The sequence below is a fragment of the Micromonospora sp. NPDC047521 genome (genome assembly GCF_055587305.1).
This window is the reverse complement of the sequence record NZ_JBVJGN010000004.1, coordinates 91,929-108,300: the sequence shown is the minus strand read 5'-3', so window position 1 is coordinate 108,300 and position 16,372 is coordinate 91,929. Positions and strand designations below refer to the sequence as shown.

Sequence of the window (16,372 nt, the reverse complement as noted above, 5' to 3'; positions counted from 1 at the left end):
AGATCGGCGGGGGAGAGGGTGGCGCGGGTTAGGGGAGGGGGAGGATCAGGCAGGTGCTTGTGGCGTGGGCCACCAGGCGGTTGTCGGCGCTGGTGAGGCGGGCTTCGGCCAGGGCTGTGCGGCGACCGCGTTGCAGGACTGTGCCCTCGCACCGCAGGGTGCCGCTGTCGACCGTGACGGGGCGCAGGAACTTCACGTTCAGGTCCAGTGAGGTGTACCCGACGCCGGCGGGAAGCGTGGTGTGCACGGCGCAGGCGGCGGCGGTGTCCAGCAGCGTCGAGATGACGCCACCGTGGACGGTGCCCAGCGGGTTGTAGTGGAATTCCTGCGGGACCAGCTCGATGGTGACCCGGCCCTCGTCGGCCTCCATCCGCCCCATGTCGATCAGGTTCATCACCGGCGGCCCGGCCAGCTCGCCGGCGATCATCGCGCGGAGCATCTCGAGGCCGCTGCGCCGACCGACCTGGGCGGCGTTGGCCGCCGGGTCCGACCAGGTGAAGGTACGGCTGCGGGCCGGCTCCTGCGTCTGTGTCATGGACGCAGCGTGGCAGCCCGTTGCTGAGTCTGTCAATGAGACCTAGCCTGGGCGGATGAGACCCGCGGCACTGGACTGGTCGGTGGACAACTGCACCATCGCGCGCGCGATGGCGATCCTCGGCGAGCGGTGGACGCTTGTGGTGCTCCGCGAGGTGTTCAACGGCGTCCGGCGCTTCGACGACATGCGGGTGCGCACCGGCATCCCGCGTCAGGTGCTGACCAATCGGCTGACCGCTCTGGTGGGGCAGGGCGTGCTGCGTCGCGAGCCGTACCGGGAGCCGGGCAGCCGGCTGCGCCACGAGTACCGGCTGACCGAGAAGGGCCTGGACCTGTGGCCGGTGCTGGTCGCCGTACTCGGCTGGGGTGACAGGTACCTCGCCGATCCGGAGGGCTCGCCGTTGAGCGTGGGGCACCGCGACTGCGGAGCCGAGGTGCGCGTCACGCTGCGCTGCGCCGACGGGCACGAGGTGGGCGAGCCCCGCGACGTACTGCCCCGCCCGGGTCCGGGCGCCCACCGCCGTACCCCCTGAGGTCGATCGCCGGGCGGACCGGCGCCCGCCTGTCGCGTGACCCGCCGGGACATCGATGCTCATGCGTGTCCGAAACGGATCCGGCGCCCGTCCGGTGTGACGGCCGGTGTCGGCGAGCGTGTCAGCGGTGTTGCGGGCATGTGGCCGATGAAGATCGGCGAATCCGGGCGAATCCAAGTCTTGTTAATGATCTTAAGCATGTGAATACTTCAGTTCACCCGACCGGTTTCCCCTGATCGGCCGGGTTGCCCTCGGGTCGGCCGTCCCCCGGCGTGACCCGTATCCCCCGCCCAGGAGGTTTGTTACATGCGACCCACGAGGTCCTCGTTCCGCGTTGCGGCCACCGTCGCCGTGGCCGGAAGCCTGGTCGTCGGCACGCTCATCGGCGCACCCGCCCAGGCCGCCCCCGCAGCCTCGCCCGACGCCGCCGCCGCCCTCTCCGCTCAGCTCGGCGACAGCTCCGCCGGCTCGTACATCGACGCCAGCGGCCGGTCCGTCGTCACCGTGACCGACGCCGCCGCCGCCCGCAAGGCGAGCAAGGCCGGCGCCACCGTCAAGTACGTGACCCGCGGCGCCGCCGAGCTGAACCGGGCCACCGCCGAGCTGGAGCGCTCCGCGAAGATCCCGGGCACCGCCTGGTGGAGCGACCCGGTCACCAACCAGGTAGTCGTCTCCGTCGACAGCACCGTCACCGGTGCCAAGCTGGAGCGGGTGAAGGCCGCCGCCGCGCGGGCCAACGGCGCGGTGCGGATCGAGGCCGAGGCCGGCGTGCTGAGCACCCGGATCTCCGGCGGTCAGGCCATCTACGCCGGCGGCGGCGGGCGCTGCTCGCTCGGCTTCAACGTGCGCAGCGGCAGCACCTACTACTTCGTGACCGCCGGGCACTGCACCAACATCTCGTCGAGCTGGTACTCGAACTCCGGCCAGACCGCGCTGATCGGCACCCGTACCGGCACCAGCTTCCCGGGCAACGACTACGGCATCGTGCGGCACAGCAACTCCGCCAACGCCGCGGGCAACGTCTACCTCTACAACGGCAGCTACCGGGACATCACCGGCTCCGGCAACGCGTCGGTCGGTCAGTCGGTGCAGCGCTCCGGCAGCACCACCGGCCTGCGCAGCGGCTCGGTGAACGCCACCAACGCCACGGTGAACTACGCCGAGGGCTCGGTCTCCGGCCTGATCCGCACCAACGTCTGCGCCGAGCCGGGCGACAGTGGCGGCTCGCTGTTCAGCGGCAGCACCGCCCTGGGCATGACCTCCGGTGGTAGCGGCAACTGCCGCACCGGTGGCACCACCTACTTCCAGCCCGTCACCGAGGCCCTGAGCCGCTACGGCGTCAGCGTCTTCTGATCGACCCACCGCACGCGGGCCGCCGGAGCACTCCGGCGGCCCGCGTCGCGTCCGCGGCCCGCCTCACACGAGCCCGTCGGCGCCGTCCACCGGTCGCAGAGGATCCGGGGGTACGACACCGGGCAGGGCCGGCCCGACAGCTGTGACGGCTGTCGTCGACGCCAGGTGCGCCCGCCGGGCCGACAGCACCGCCAGCAGCGGCCAGAGCGACACCGCCACCGCCGTCACCCGCTCGGCCAGCCCCGTGCGCGACCCGCTTGTCACCTCGAACGCCGACCAGCCGAACAGGGCGAGCAGCACCGCTGTGGCACTCAGCCCCACGGTCCGGCGGAACGCCCACGGCGGGTGCGGAGCATCCGGATGCGCGGTGTCCGGACCGCGCGGCAGCCGCAGCGCCGAACCGGCGGGCCACAGCGCGAGCGCCAGCACCGCCACCGTCGCCGCGATGCCGTGACTGAGCGAACCACCCACCGGCGGCCGGGGAAAGGCCACAAGCGCGACGGTGGCCACCCCGCCGACCGCGAGCAGAAACCGGCTGGGCAGGCCGGCCGCGTGCAGCACCGCGGCGACCGACACGTAACAGCAGCCGAGCAGCACCAGGGCCACGATCATGATCCAGGAGTCGGTGGCGTCCTGCCCCGCCAGCTCGCTTATCGTGTCCCGGATCGGGTCGTACCCGGCGGGTTGGCGAGCCTGCGCGACTGTCCAACCTCCCACCAGCAGCACGGGCGCGGCCGCCGCCGTGGCGACGGCCCAGTTCGGTACGGCGCGCATTTCGCCACGGTAACTGGCGAGACGGCCGGTTGAATCGGATTCCCCCCGGCTGTCAGCCCGCGCTGACCGCGGCGTCGGTGAGAACGACCGACCCGCCCGGATACTGGCACTGCACCCGCAGCGTCAGCTCGTCGGCCCCCTCCACATCGGCGACGAGCTTCTGCGGATTGTCCATCCGCGCGTCGAACTGCTGCCCCCGGGTCACCCGGGTGATCGTTCCGTCCCGCTGGCGAATCCCCACCTGCGCATAGACGAGAACGATGCCGTCGCGATCGTCGGTAGACGAGAAGAATGGTCGTACGGTCGAGGTGAGATCGAGATATCGGCGCTGGAGCCGATACGTGACGTCGCGTTGTTTGTCCGCACCGGCATTCTTCGGGCAGTCGATGACGACCGGACGGTCGTACCCGGGCTGGCCGGTGAGTTGACGCGGCAGTTTCCCGAGATTGGCCGCCCCGGCCTCGACGGCCAGGGTGTCCAGCCGGACGGACGATACAGAGGCCGGGGTGGGCGACGCGTTCCCGGCCGGTGACGGCGTCGTCGGCGCGGTCCCGGGGCTCGACGCGCTCGTCGCCGGCCCGCCCGGCCCGACCTTCCAGTCGAAGACGGTCACGGCCAAGGAGGCCGCCGCGATGAGCACCCCGAGCGCCGTGAGAACGACGACCGTCTGCGCGCCGCGACGGGCAGGCATTGCCGTCGGTGCCTGGCTCGAATCCTGCATATCCGGCATCTACCACTCCACCAGTGACGTTGGGAACCGGCCGCTGATATCTGACGGCTTTCGGTCAGATCGCGTCGGCGAAGAATACTCTCTCCCGACCAGTGGCGAGTTACTGATAACGTGCCGGTCCCGAGCCGAAATCCCATCCGACGTTGACTTCTGCCGATGCAGGAGGTTCTAGCGGTGAGCCAACCCGATCCGCGCGCAGAGCAATCCGCCCCCACCCCACCACCCCCTGCGGGTGGCACCGCGCCACCGGGCGGCGGTACCGCCCCACCACCCCCTTCGGGCGGCGGCACCGCACCGCCGCCCTCTGCGGGCGGCGGCACGCCGCCGCTCCCGGGTGGCGGCACAGCACCACCGCCGGGTCGCGGCGGACCCCCGCCGGGCGGTGGGGCGGCACAGTCGTTCCCGGGCGGCACCGCACCGCCGCCGGGTGGTGGGCCACCACCGTCGTTCCCGGCGGGTCCCGGGCCGGCCGACCCGCCGGCGTCCGGCGCGCGGCGCGGTCGGCTGGGTCTCGTGGTGATCGCCGTGGCCGCCCTGGCGCTGCTGGTGTCCCTCGGGTCCGCCATCCTGTCCTGGCGCGCGTTGGACCAGGCGCAGACCGCGCGGGACATCGCGTCCGCGCGAGGGCCTGTCGGCTCCACCGGCGGCGTTCCGACGCCCTCCGACCCGGCCCCGCCGAGCGACGCACCGCAGACGTCCCCGACACCGGAGGATTCGCCGCGTGACCCCGGAACCCCACCGGACATCCCCGAAACGGCCGTCTACGAGGTGGAGTACGAGAACCAGAGCCTGACGCTGAGGCCGGGGGACTGCTTCACGAAGATGCGCGTCGACCTCGATGAACCCCGGGCGAACGTGGGGACGAACGGGTGGGAGTTCAGCCTCGATCCCGGCTGTCAGGGTGGTACTCCCAACATCACGTTGAGCGACGGGGTGGAAGGCAGCGAGACGACGGCGGCGATGAAGCCGGGCGAGTGCTACAACGCCATCCGCTCGTCTCCGATCGCCGAGGGGGCCGAGGTGCCCCTGCGCAAGGGGGCGTGGCTCTGCCTCAGCACCAACTACGCCGCCGCCCGGGAACGACGTGACGAGTGGCGGATGGTGCTCATGGAGGTCATTTCGATAAACAACGACCGGACGGTCGTCATCCGTGCCACGGCCTGGAACATCCCGGATAACTGACGCGCACCGACCGGCCGCGCCACCCGTCCAGCCGCCCGGATCAATGGGCCGGGTCGACGGGTGGCGCGGACCGTTTCCGGCACTCCTGACAGAATGCGGAGGCAGACCGCACCGCAGATGAGGAGACGCACGTCGTGATCCGTACCCATGATGCCGGCAGCTTGCGCGCGACGGACGCCGGCACGACGGTGACGCTCGCCGGGTGGGTGGCCCGCCGGCGTGACCACGGCGGCGTCATCTTCGTCGACCTGCGCGACGGCTCGGGCGTGGTCCAGGTGGTGTTCCGCGAGGAGGACGCGCACGCGCTGCGCAACGAGTTCTGCGTGAAGGTCACCGGTGAGGTGACCCGCCGGCCGGACGGCAACGAGAACCCGGAGCTGCCCACCGGTGAGGTCGAGGTGACCGCCGCCGAACTGGAGGTGCTCTCCGAGGCGGCCCCACTGCCGCTGCCGGTGGACGACCAGGTCGAGGCCGGTGACGACATCCGGCTCAAGTACCGCTACCTGGACCTGCGTCGCAGTGGCCCGGCGAACGCGCTGCGGCTGCGCTCGCGGGCCAGCCAGCTGGCCCGGGGTGTGCTGCACGACCGGGACTTCCTGGAGATCGAGACCCCGACGCTCACCCGTTCGACGCCCGAGGGTGCCCGCGACTTCCTGGTGCCGGTGCGCCTGCAGCCGGGCAGCTGGTACGCGCTGCCGCAGTCGCCGCAGCTGTTCAAGCAGCTGCTGATGGTCGGCGGCATGGAGCGGTATTACCAGATCGCCCGCTGCTACCGCGACGAGGACTTCCGCGCCGACCGGCAGCCGGAGTTCACCCAGCTCGACATCGAGATGTCCTTCGTCACCGAGGACGACGTGATCGACCTCGGCGAGGCGATCGTCTCGGCGCTGTGGAAGGACCTGGCCGGGCGCGAGATCACCAGGCCGATCCCGCGGATCACCTGGCACGACGCGATGGCCCGGTACGGCTCGGACAAGCCGGACCTGCGCTACGGCGTGGAGCTGACCGAGCTGACCGACTACCTGCGCGGCACCGAGTTCCGGGTGTTCGCCGGGGCGATCGACGCGGGTGGCTACGTCGGCGCGGTCGTCATGCCTGGTGGTGCGTCGCAGACCCGCAAGGAGCTGGACGGCTGGCAGGACTGGGCCAAGGCGCGCGGCGCGCGGGGCCTGGCGTACGTGGTGCTGGACGCCGAGAGCGGCGAGGCGCGCGGCCCGGTGGCGAAGAACCTCTCCGCCGAGCACCTGGGTGGCCTCGCCGACGCGGTAGGGGCCAAGCCGGGCGACGCGGTCTTCTTCGCCGCCAGCGCGAACACGCGGGAGGCGCAGGAGCTGCTGGGTGCGGCCCGCGTGGAGATCGCCAAGCGGGCCGGCCTGGTCGACGAGAGCGCCTGGGCGTTCTGCTGGGTGGTCGACGCGCCGATGTTCGAGAAGACCGACGAGGGCGGCTGGACGGCCGTGCACCACCCGTTCACCTCCCCGAACGCCGAGTGGGTGGACCGGTTCGAGGAGGCGCCGGACCGGGCCCTCGCGTACGCGTACGACATCGTCTGCAACGGCAACGAGATCGGCGGTGGGTCGATCCGTATCCACAGGGGTGACGTGCAGAAGCGGGTCTTCGACCTGCTCGGCATCACTCCCGAGGAGGCGCAGGACAAGTTCGGCTTCCTGCTGGAGGCGTTCAAGTACGGCGCCCCGCCGCACGGCGGCATCGCCTTCGGCTGGGACCGGGTCTGCATGCTGCTCGCCGGCGCCGACTCGATCCGCGAGGTCATCGCCTTCCCGAAGACCCGGGGCGGTTTCGACCCGCTGACCGGCGCGCCGACGCCGATCACCGGCCAGCAGCGCGCCGAGGCGGGCATCGACGCCAAGCCCAAGCCCGCAGCCACCCCCCACACCGGCACCGCCGGCCCCGCCGCCCCGGTGGCAGACCCCGTCTGACCCCCCGCCCCCTGCTTGGTTGATCAAGAGGTTTGCGTCATGCTCGCCCGGCGAGATGACGCAAACCTCTTGATCGTCTGCGGGGGAGTGGTGGGGATGCGGGCGCTTGTCGTCGGGGGTAGCGGGTTTCTGGGGCGGGAGGTCTGTCGGCGGGCCGTTCACGGCGGGTTCTCGGTCGTCGGGACGTTTCACTCGCGTGAGGTAGCGGTGCCGGGTGTCGTGGCGCTGCGGCTGGACGTGACCGACCGGGCCGCGGTGCGCGCGCTGGTCGCGCAGGTGCGGCCGGACGCCGTGGTGGGGACCCCCTACCGGTACGGGGACTGGGCGGTCACCGCCGACGGGGCGGCGCACGTGGCCCTCGCCGCCGCCGAGGTGGGCGCCCGGCTGGTGCACGTGTCGAGTGACGCGCTGCACGCCGGCCGTCCCACGCCGTACGCCGACGACGACGTGCCCACCCCGATGAACGCGTACGGTGCCGCGAAGGCGGCTGCCGAGACCGCCGTTCGTGCGATCGACCCGGGCGCGGCCCTGGTGCGGACCTCCCTGATCGTGAGGGAGGGCAGCAAGCAGATCCAGCTCTGCCGCGAGGCCCTCGCCGGCCGGGCGGTCCTGTTCAGCGACATGGTCCGTTGTCCGATCGACGTCACCGACCTGGCCGACGCCGTGCTGGAACTGGTCGGCGGCGATCATGCCGGCCCGCTCAACGTGGCAGGCGCGGACGCGGTCAGCCGTGCCGAACTGGGTCTGCTGGTGGCCCGGTACTTCGGGCTGGACGCCGCCGGGCTGAAGACCACCACCAGCGCCGCCGCCGGACAGGCCGGCCCCACCGACGTACGCCTGGACTGCGCGCGTGCCGCCGGTCTGCTGTGGACGAGGTTGCGGGGAGTGCGGGAACTCCTGGCCTGACATCATGCACACATTCTGTGCACAACTCTTGTGCACAGAATGTGTGCAGAGATAGTGTGCAGTCATGGCTGACGACGAAGCGACCCCGCGGCCGGCCCCGCGTGAGGTACGGATCGACAAACGGCAGGTCCGGGTGCTCGCGCACCCTCTGCGGATGCGGCTGATCGGCGCCCTGCGGGTGCACGGGCCCGCCACCGCCACCACCCTCGCCGAGCTGCTCGGCACCAACACCGGCGCGACCAGCTACCACCTGCGGCAACTCGCCGAGGTCGGGCTCGTCACCGAGGACCCCGACCGGGGCAGCGGACGGCAGCGCTGGTGGCAGGCCGCGCACGACGTCACCAGCTGGGAGCCGAGCGACTTCGACGACGACCCCGACGCCCGTGCCGCCATCGAGTGGATCCAGGGCGACCAGGTGCGCCATCTCGTCGAGCACGCCGAGCGCTGGTTCGCCACCCAGCACGAGTGGACCCCCGCCTGGCGGGACGCCCTCGGCATGGGTGACATCTTCATGACCCTTGCGCCGGACCGGCTGGAGGAGCTCAAGGCGGAGGTGTGGCAGGTGCTGGAGCGGTACAACCGCGAGGCCGGGGCCGGCAACTCCGCCGACCCGCAGGCCCGCCCGGTGCAGGTGTTCCTGGCGGCCTACCCGCTGCTGGACGGTCCCCGATGAGCGCGCTGACCGTACGCCAGGTCCGGGGTCGCTACCTCACGCTGTACGGCCTGCGGTGGCTGCCGACGGGCCTGATGATCCCGGTGACGATCCTGCTCATGCAGGAGCGTGGCCTGTCGCTGCCGCAGATCGGCCTGACCTTCACCGCGCAGGGGCTGCTCGTGCTCGCGCTGGAGCTGCCCACCGGTGGGTTCGCCGACGCCCTCGGCCGCCGGCCCGTCCTGCTCGCCGCCGGCGCGCTCAACCTCGCCTCACTGGCGCTGTTCGCGGTGGTCGACTCGTTCGCGTTGTTCTTCCTGGTCTGGGCCCTGCAGGGCGTCTACCGGGCGCTGGACAGCGGCCCGCTGGAGTCCTGGTACGTCGATGCCACCCTCGCCGCCGACCCGCAGGCCGAGTACGAGAAGGGCCTCGGGTACGCCGGCACCGTCATCGGCGCGGCCATCGCCGCCGGGGCGCTGCTCAGCGGTGGCCTGGTGGCGCTCGGCCCGATCGGGCCGGTCAGTGCGCTCACCGTGCCCGTCCTGGTCGCCATCGTCGCCCAGGCCGTGGCGCTTGTCGCGCTGCTCGTCCTGCTGGTCGAGGAGCGGCCCGCCACCGGGTTCGCGGCGGTGCGGGCCTCGGTGGTCGAGGCGCCCCGCATGATCCGCCAAGCGGTGGGCCTGCTACGTCGCTCCCGGGTGTTGCTCGCCCTGGTGGCGGTGGAGTTGTTCTGGGGCTTCGGCATGATCACCTTCGAGTCGCTGCTGCCGGTGCGGCTCGCCGAGGTGGTCGGTGACTCCGAACGCGCCGCCGCGCTGCTCGGGCCGGCCAGCTCGGCCGCCTGGCTCGCCTCGGCCGCCGGCGCGGCCCTGACCCCGCTGCTGCTGCGCTGGTTCGGTGCCGCTGCGGGCGCGGCCCTGCTGCGAATCCTGCAGGGCGTGACGGTGGTCGGGATGGGACTGTTCGCCGGGCCGGTCGGGGTGCTCGTGGCGTACCTGGCCTGCTACGCCGTGCACGGCGCGTCGAACCCGCTGCACAGTGGGCTGCTGCACCGGCAGGTCGACGGCCCGTACCGGACAAGTGTGCTCTCCCTCAACTCGATGGTGGGGCAGCCTGCCGCCGCGCTCGGCGGGGTGGTGCTCACCGCGCTCGCCGCCGCCACGAGCATCAGCACGGCCATGGTGGTCGGTGCGGTCGTGCTGGCCGTCGCCGCCCCGCTCTACCTGCCCGCCTGGCTGGCCGGCCGTCGGACCGCCCCGGCCGTCGAGCCGACAGCGGTCCCGGTACCCGCCGCCGACCGTTAGCGACGATCCCTCGCCTGGCCGGCCGAAACGCCGGTCAGGCGAGGCGGATCGAGCTGAGCGGGAGAGTGTCGGTGAAGCCGAGCCGACGGTAGAGCCGTGCCGCACCGACGTTGTGCGTGTACACGCCGAGCCCTACGACGTCGTGGCGTGCCAGCAGCGCCCGGGTCATCCCCGCGGTCAGGGACGCGCCCAGCCCCCGGCCTCGCTGGTCGGGGGCGACGGTCAGGCCGGCGAGGAAACCGATGTCGCCCTGGCTGCGGTCCGCGCCGCACGCCACCAACCGGTCGCCGGCCCGGCTGCCGTACCAGTCGACCACCCGCGGGTCGCCCGGGCGGGAGGTGCTGCTGGGGAAGGATCCTTCGACCAGCGCCGCCAGCGCCGGTTGGTCGGCGTCGGTGAGGCGTACCACCGGCTGCTCATCTGGTTGCGGTGGTGGCGACGTGTCGGTCCAGTGGAAGTCCCAGTCGCTGTGCTCGGCCACCGCCAGTCCGTCGACCAGCAGGCCGCGATCGTGTCGAGGCAGGTGCAGCCGCTGGCCCGGCTGGAGCGTCCCGTCGGCGGCGAGCGCGGCGCAGATCTCCAGCGCCGGTTCGGCCGGGCCGATCGCACAGCCGGCCGGGCCGTGCGCGGGCGGCACCAACCACAGCACGGCGCCAGCACGCCGGTATCCGCGCACCGGCATGGCCCGCCCGAGCGCGTGCCGGGCGAACGGATGATGGCCGACCGCGGCCAGGACGGCGCTCCGCTCCTGGAGCACCTGGTCGTCGATGATCATGCGGACCAGCCTAGGAGCCGCGGGGCGAACGGCCGCGTCGGGCCGGCGGCGCGTACCCGATCCACCGTGGAGATTGACGAGTCGACCGATTGGGTACATCACGCGCCGACCTACTGGGAACCCCCACCGGAGGACCGACATGCTCGCCATTCTCGCGGCCATCGTCTTTGGCTTCGCTCTGCTGCTCGACCTGCTCAACACCGATTTCGGAGCGCCGGACCTGTTCAACTGGAACACCCTCGTGCTCATCGGATTGCTCCTGCTCTCGCTCTACCTGGCCGGCGTGGGCAGCGGCCCGCGCGGCGGTGGCGGCGGCCGCTGGTACCGGGGTCGTCGCCCCGGCCGCGGCTGACCGGAAGCGATCACCGGTGGCGGGCCCACGGCGCGATTCCGGCGCCGTGGGCCCGGCCCGGTACTGTCTTCGTGATGGAGTCCGACGCCCTCTTCTCCCTCGGTGCCCCCGCCGGGCCGCGTGACGCGCCCGCCGGTCCCGTTGGTGTCGACGGGTTCACTCCGGTAGCTGACGATTCGCCCCTACCCGTCCGGATGCGCCCGGCGACCCTCGACGAGTTGGTCGGGCAGGACCACCTGCTCGCCCCCGGGGCTCCGCTGCGGCAACTGGTCTCCGGCGGCGCGCCGATGTCGGTCATCCTCTGGGGACCTCCGGGCAGCGGCAAGACCACCATCGCGCACCTCGTCGCCGCGGCCACCGACCGCCGGTTCGTGGCCATGTCGGCGCTCTCCGCCGGGGTCAAGGACGTCCGCGCGGTCATCGAGACGGCCCGCCGTCAGCGCCGCTCGGGCGGCCCGCAGACCGTGCTGTTCATCGACGAGGTGCACCGGTTCAGCAAGACGCAGCAGGATTCACTGCTCGCCGCCGTCGAGGACCGCACGGTCACGTTGCTGGCGGCCACCACGGAAAACCCGTACTTCTCGGTCATCTCGCCGCTGCTGTCCCGGTGCGTGCTGCTCACCCTGCAACCGCTCGACGACGAGGCGGTCCGGGGCCTGCTGCGCCGCGCGGTCGCCGACGAGCGCGGCCTCGGTGGCGCGCTCACCCTGACCACCGACGCCGAGGACCACCTGGTACGCCTCGCCTCCGGCGACGTCCGCAAGGCGCTGACCGCGCTGGAGGCGGCGGCCGCCTCGGCCACGGCGCTCGGCACCGGCCGGATCGACCTCGCCACCGCCGAGCAGGCTGTCGACGTGGCCGCGGTGCGCTACGACCGCGACGGCGACGCCCACTACGACGTGGTCAGCGCGTTCATCAAGAGCATGCGCGGCTCGGACGTGGACGCCGCCGTGCACTGGCTGGCCCGGATGCTTGTCGCCGGCGAGGACGCCCGGTTCATCGCCCGCCGACTTGTCATCTTCGCCAGCGAGGACGTCGGCATGGCCGACCCCGACGCGTTGAGCGTGGCCACCGCCGCCGCGCACGCGGTCGAGTACGTGGGGTTGCCCGAGGCGCAGCTCAACCTGGCCCAGGCGGTGATCCACCTGGCCACCGCACCCAAGTCCAACTCGGCCACCACAGCCATCGGCGCCGCGATCGCCGACGTACGGGCCGGCCGGGGTGGTCCGGTGCCCCGGGGTCTGCGCGACGCGCACTACGCCGGCGCCCGGGGGCTGGGCCACGGGACCGGCTACCGCTACCCGCACGACGACAAGCGCGGCGTCGTCACCCAGCAGTACGTTCCCGACGACCTCGTGGGCACCGACTACTACCGGCCGAGCCCGCACGGGGCAGAGCGCTCGGTGGCCACCCGGCTGCCGCTGCTGCGCCGCATCGTGCGCGGGCTGCCCGCCCCGGTGACCCGTCCGGAGACCCCGAGCGCCGGGCAGCGCGTAACGGAGCAGACCGCGCCAGCGCCTGCTGGCGAGAACGGTCGCCCGACGACGGACCCGGGCGGATCCGGATCGACGCAGGACAGCGGCACCGACGCCGCAGGAGAGGGTCAACAGTGAAATCGCGTGGTGGGGACCGCCCGGACGAGAGCCCGGACGAGCGGCGCGATACCCGGCCCAAGGGCCGCCGCTGGGGTCGGGGCCGAGCCGAGCCCGAGCCGGAGGAGCCGGTGTCGGGTGAGGAGTTCGGCTGGATCGACGACCTGCGCTCGGCCAAGCAGCAGCGTACGGAACTCGGCCCCGAGGGCGCCGCGGCGGAGCCTGCCGGCCCGCGCGGTGCCGCCCCGGCGCCGCCCCCTGGTGTACGACGTGGTGACCCGGAGGGTGCCGCCGCGCGCCGTCCCGTGGACGGTCCGTGGCCGGGCGAGACCCCGCCGCCGCCCCGCAACCCCGCCGACCGGCCCCCGGTCGCCGGTACGCCCGCAGCCGGTGAGCCGGCGCGGCGCGGCGCGACGCCGGCACCCGGTGCCCGCTCTGCCGCACCGCCCCCCGCAGCCCGTCCCGTCGCCGCTGAGCAGGCGGGACCTCCCGGCCCGCGGCCGACGTCCGGCGGTCCGGCGGGACCGGCCCGCTCGACGTCCGGCGGTCCGGTTGGACCGGCCCGCTCTGCTCCGGGTGCGGTCCCGCCCGGTGCGCCCGCCGGTCCGCCGATGCCGGGCGCACCGACCGGCCGTCGCCCGGACGTCCCCGCCCCGACCGGTCGGGCGGACGCCGTGCCGCCGCTGCGCCGGCCGGACGCCGTGCCACCGGCTCGTCCCGGCCCGGAGACCACCGAGCCCGTCCGCCCGACGCCCGCCGGCGGCAGGCCCGCCGCCGGCCGTGTAGCCGGTCCGGCGACCGGTGCTGGTCGCGTGGCCGGTCCGGCGGCCGGCGCTGCTGGTCGCGTGGCCGGTCCGGCGACCGATCCGGCGCGCGCCGCCGGGCCGCCCGGCGCTCGTGCGGCGGCCCGGTTCGACGCCCCGCCGGCTGGCGTCGTGCCACAGGTCTCCGACGGACTGCGCCCCGATCCCGCCATCGACATCGACCCCCGGACCGCTCGGCGGCGCCCGGGACCGGTCGGCCCCGGAGCGCCCGAGCCGACAGGCTCCGGGCCCGCCACCGGGGCCCGCGCAGCCTCCGCCGGCCGCCGCCGCGCCGCCGAGCCGGCCCCGCCGGTGGTGCCCCGCTCGGGCAACGCCCCGCCGGTGCCCGACGCGACAGGCGGCACCACAGGCGCCATGCCCACCGTCGGCACGCCCACCGGTGGCATGCCCACCGTCGGCCCGGCCGACCGCGCCGGGCGTCGCCGGGCCGTCCCCGACGAGCAGGAGCGGCGTCCGCAGGTCGGCGGCGAACCCCGGGCGGATCGCCCGGAGCGGCCGGCCGACTGGCTGCGGCAGGCCGGGCGCCTGCCGCACACCGACCCCGGCCTGCCGGTGGTCAACCGACGAGGTGGTCCTCCCGGTGGGCAGGCCGCCGCACACCGCCCCGCACCGCCCCCGGGTGATGTGAGCGAGCGTCCGTCCGGCCGGCTCGCCGTGCCCGACCCGGCCGCCGAGCGGCCCGGCCGCCGCCCCGTCGGGCCGCCGCCGGACCCGGGCGCGGAGCCACCTACCGGTCGTCGGGGTGCCCGAGCCGACGCGCCGGACCCCACCGGGGAGCAGCCGAGCGGCGGTCCGACCTACGCGTCGGGCACCGGCGAACGGCCCATCACCCGCCGGGGTGCCTCGGCGCCCCCGCCGGACCCGACCGTCCGACGCCGCCGCCCTCCGACGGAACCCGGCTCCGACGGTCCGGCCGGCCCGGCGGGCGACACGTACACCGGTCCCGCCGTCGCGGGTGGCCGGCCCACGCCCGCCGGCGGTCCCGCCGGTGCTGGCGCGCCGCCGCGTGGTGCCGCCCGTCCCGGCCGGGCCCGACAGGCGCCCGGCGACATGCCGCCGCCCGGCGACGGCCGTGGCCCCGACGGTCCCGCTCGAACCGGCCCGGGCGCCGAGCCCGCCGCCCGGGCCGCCGTCCGGCCCGACGGCGCCGCCCGGGCCGCCGTCCCACCGGGTGTCGGCCCCGACGGTCCGGCCCGCCCGGGTCCCGACGGTCCGACCCGTTCGCGTCCCGACGGTCCGGGGCGCCCACGCCCGGACGGCCCGGCCCGGGCGGCCGTACGCCCGCCCGGCGTCGCCGGTCCGCCCGGCGTCGACGACCGGGTCGGCCCACCGACCGGGGCAGACCCCGGGGCACCCGTGGTGGCCCGGGGCGGGGCGCCGGCCGTCCGACCCACGCCGGCGGACCGTGCCGCCGGCCGCGCGCTGCCGCCGCACCGGGAGCCCGGCCGCCCCGAACCGTCCGGAGTCGCGCCCGTCGGGCCGCCGGGACGCCCGGGAGAACCCGTCGGTGTGGCACGCGCCGCCGCCGCGGTGCCCGCCCCGGCGGGACCTGTGGACCGGCCGGCACCCGAAGCGGCGCCCGGCCCCGCGTTGCGCCAGGCCGGTCAGGACACCCCCGAGGACGACGGCCCCGCCACCGGCGCCCGGTCCGAGCAGCGTCGGCAGACGCGCGAGCGACGGCGGCTGCGGGCGCTGGCACTGGCGTTGGTCAGCATCGTGCTGCTCGGTGCGGTGCCGCTCTTCTTCGGCATCCGTACGCTGAGCCGCGACCCGGTCTTCGACAACCTGGACCAGCTCAACGTGCCGGCCTGGGCGGCCGCGAAGACCGACGACGACGTCAGCGGCAGCCGCTGGTGCCTGCTCGACTGCCGGCTGCGCGAGCGCACCGTCACCTCGGAGAAGTCACCTGCGGATACCACCAAGGTCTACGAGGACGCGCTGCGCGAGGACGGCTGGCGACCGTGGAAGGTGAGCCGCTGCCCGGAGCAGGAGACCAAGGGCAGCTACACCTGCTGGCGTCGGGACGAGTTGACCCTCGACCTGTGGGTGCGCGAGCCGACCTGCGTGCCGCCGCCGGTCGACGGCGAGCCCGCCATCGTGCCGTCTCCCGAGGCGTCGGCCGCTGCGACCGAGTGCGCCGGCTCGTTGGTGTCGGTGAAGGTGCGCAACGCGATCGACGACGAACGGACCAGGCCCCAGCCGACCACGGATCCGTCACTGACCGGAGAGGATCCGTTCCCGACAGTCAGTGGTGACCCGCTTGGCGACCTGACACCCTCACCGTCCTGAGCCGGTTTCCATCACGGACGGTAGGGTCTGGGGCTGGCGGGCTCTCCCGCCTCCGCCGACCGGCGACGGTCGGCGTGTCTGGTATTCGTAGCACCGTTGTGCGTTCCGGGGACGTCGGATCCTGCGGAACTCTGCTTGAGGAGGACAGGCGTGGGCGACATTGGAGCGATCGCGGCGCTGGTCGCGGCGTGCGCGTTCGCGGTGCTGGTGCTCATCCTGACGCTGCCCATCCTGCGGCTGCGGCACACGGTGGACGCCACCACGCGGATGATCAACGACCTCAACGATCGGACCGCGCCGCTGCTCGGTGACGTGAACACCACTGTGAAGAACGTCAACGTCGCGCTGGAGCAGGTGCAGACCTCGCTGGACGGCGTGAACCTCCAGTTGGCGAAGGTCGACACGATGACCAGCCACGCGCAGAACGTCACCGCAAACGTCGCCAACCTGGCCACCGTGGTCTCCGCCGCGGCGGCGAATCCGCTGGTCAAGGTGGCGGCGTTCGGCTACGGGGTGCGCAAGGCCGCCGCCGGCCGTCGGCACGCCGAGACCGAGCGCGAGGTGCGCGACACCATCAAGCAGCAGCGGCGGGCCGCGAAGCGCGGCAACCGCTGACCGGCCGCCGTACCAGG

Annotated in this window: 14 protein-coding genes and 1 pseudogene; 11 read left to right on the top strand and 4 right to left on the bottom strand. The window is 73.9% G+C overall.

The window, feature by feature from the left end; genetic code table 11:
- Positions 1-28: 28 nt before the first annotated feature.
- The gene (locus tag ACZ6N8_RS11230; protein ID WP_466009292.1) at positions 29-535 is read right to left on the bottom strand and encodes a PaaI family thioesterase; all 507 of its coding nucleotides are present in this window, start codon (positions 533-535) and stop codon (positions 29-31) included.
- Between the two features lie 55 nt (positions 536-590).
- Between ACZ6N8_RS11230 and ACZ6N8_RS11225 the strand changes: the two genes are divergently transcribed.
- Complete coding sequence (locus ACZ6N8_RS11225; protein WP_357993169.1) at positions 591-1,067, top strand: winged helix-turn-helix transcriptional regulator; 477 nt, start codon at positions 591-593, stop codon at positions 1,065-1,067.
- A 306-nt stretch (positions 1,068-1,373) separates the two neighbouring features.
- Entirely contained in the window at positions 1,374-2,420 is a 1,047-nt protein-coding gene (locus tag ACZ6N8_RS11220) for a S1 family peptidase (RefSeq protein ID WP_357993166.1), read from the top strand.
- A 63-nt stretch (positions 2,421-2,483) separates the two neighbouring features.
- On the opposite strand, the gene ACZ6N8_RS11215 is transcribed toward ACZ6N8_RS11220, so the two are convergent.
- Complete coding sequence (locus tag ACZ6N8_RS11215; protein ID WP_466009291.1) at positions 2,484-3,194, bottom strand: DUF998 domain-containing protein; 711 nt, start codon at positions 3,192-3,194, stop codon at positions 2,484-2,486.
- A gap of 52 nt (positions 3,195-3,246) precedes the next feature.
- Entirely contained in the window at positions 3,247-3,924 is a 678-nt protein-coding gene (locus ACZ6N8_RS11210) for a hypothetical protein (RefSeq protein ID WP_466009289.1), read from the bottom strand.
- Between the two features lie 513 nt (positions 3,925-4,437).
- Between ACZ6N8_RS11210 and ACZ6N8_RS11205 the strand changes: the two genes are divergently transcribed.
- From ACZ6N8_RS11205 to ACZ6N8_RS11185, 5 genes and pseudogenes are all read left to right on the top strand, one after another.
- On the top strand, positions 4,438-5,106 hold the full coding sequence (locus ACZ6N8_RS11205) for a hypothetical protein (protein WP_466009287.1): 669 nt from the start codon (positions 4,438-4,440) through the stop codon (positions 5,104-5,106).
- A 134-nt stretch (positions 5,107-5,240) separates the two neighbouring features.
- Positions 5,241-7,046, top strand: a complete 1,806-nt coding sequence (gene aspS / locus ACZ6N8_RS11200; protein ID WP_466009285.1) for an aspartate--tRNA ligase — start codon at positions 5,241-5,243, stop codon at positions 7,044-7,046.
- 96 nt (positions 7,047-7,142) lie between these two features.
- The gene (locus ACZ6N8_RS11195) at positions 7,143-7,952 is read left to right on the top strand and encodes an SDR family oxidoreductase (protein ID WP_466009826.1); all 810 of its coding nucleotides are present in this window, start codon (positions 7,143-7,145) and stop codon (positions 7,950-7,952) included.
- 64 nt (positions 7,953-8,016) lie between these two features.
- A complete protein-coding gene (locus tag ACZ6N8_RS11190; RefSeq protein WP_466009284.1) occupies positions 8,017-8,625 on the top strand; it encodes an ArsR/SmtB family transcription factor in 609 nt (202 codons plus the stop codon).
- Positions 8,622-9,942 (top strand): annotated as a pseudogene (locus tag ACZ6N8_RS11185) (MFS transporter); the annotation flags it as partial. The gene ACZ6N8_RS11190 and the pseudogene ACZ6N8_RS11185, both read left to right, overlap by 4 nt.
- On the opposite strand, the gene ACZ6N8_RS11180 reads toward ACZ6N8_RS11185, so the two are convergent.
- On the bottom strand, positions 9,943-10,683 hold the full coding sequence (locus ACZ6N8_RS11180) for a GNAT family N-acetyltransferase (protein WP_466009824.1): 741 nt from the start codon (positions 10,681-10,683) through the stop codon (positions 9,943-9,945).
- A gap of 139 nt (positions 10,684-10,822) precedes the next feature.
- Between ACZ6N8_RS11180 and ACZ6N8_RS11175 the strand changes: the two genes are divergently transcribed.
- From ACZ6N8_RS11175 to ACZ6N8_RS11160, 4 genes are all read left to right on the top strand, one after another.
- Entirely contained in the window at positions 10,823-11,035 is a 213-nt protein-coding gene (locus ACZ6N8_RS11175) for a hypothetical protein (protein WP_007458297.1), read from the top strand.
- Between the two features lie 74 nt (positions 11,036-11,109).
- Entirely contained in the window at positions 11,110-12,648 is a 1,539-nt protein-coding gene (locus tag ACZ6N8_RS11170) for a replication-associated recombination protein A (RefSeq protein ID WP_466009822.1), read from the top strand.
- Between the two features lie 2,393 nt (positions 12,649-15,041).
- Positions 15,042-15,740 (top strand): hypothetical protein, encoded by a 699-nt coding sequence (locus tag ACZ6N8_RS11165; RefSeq protein WP_466009820.1) that lies wholly within the window; start codon positions 15,042-15,044, stop codon positions 15,738-15,740.
- Positions 15,741-15,890: 150 nt separating this feature from the next.
- Positions 15,891-16,355 (top strand): DUF948 domain-containing protein, encoded by a 465-nt coding sequence (locus ACZ6N8_RS11160; RefSeq protein WP_139582396.1) that lies wholly within the window; start codon positions 15,891-15,893, stop codon positions 16,353-16,355.
- Positions 16,356-16,372: the final 17 nt, after the last annotated feature.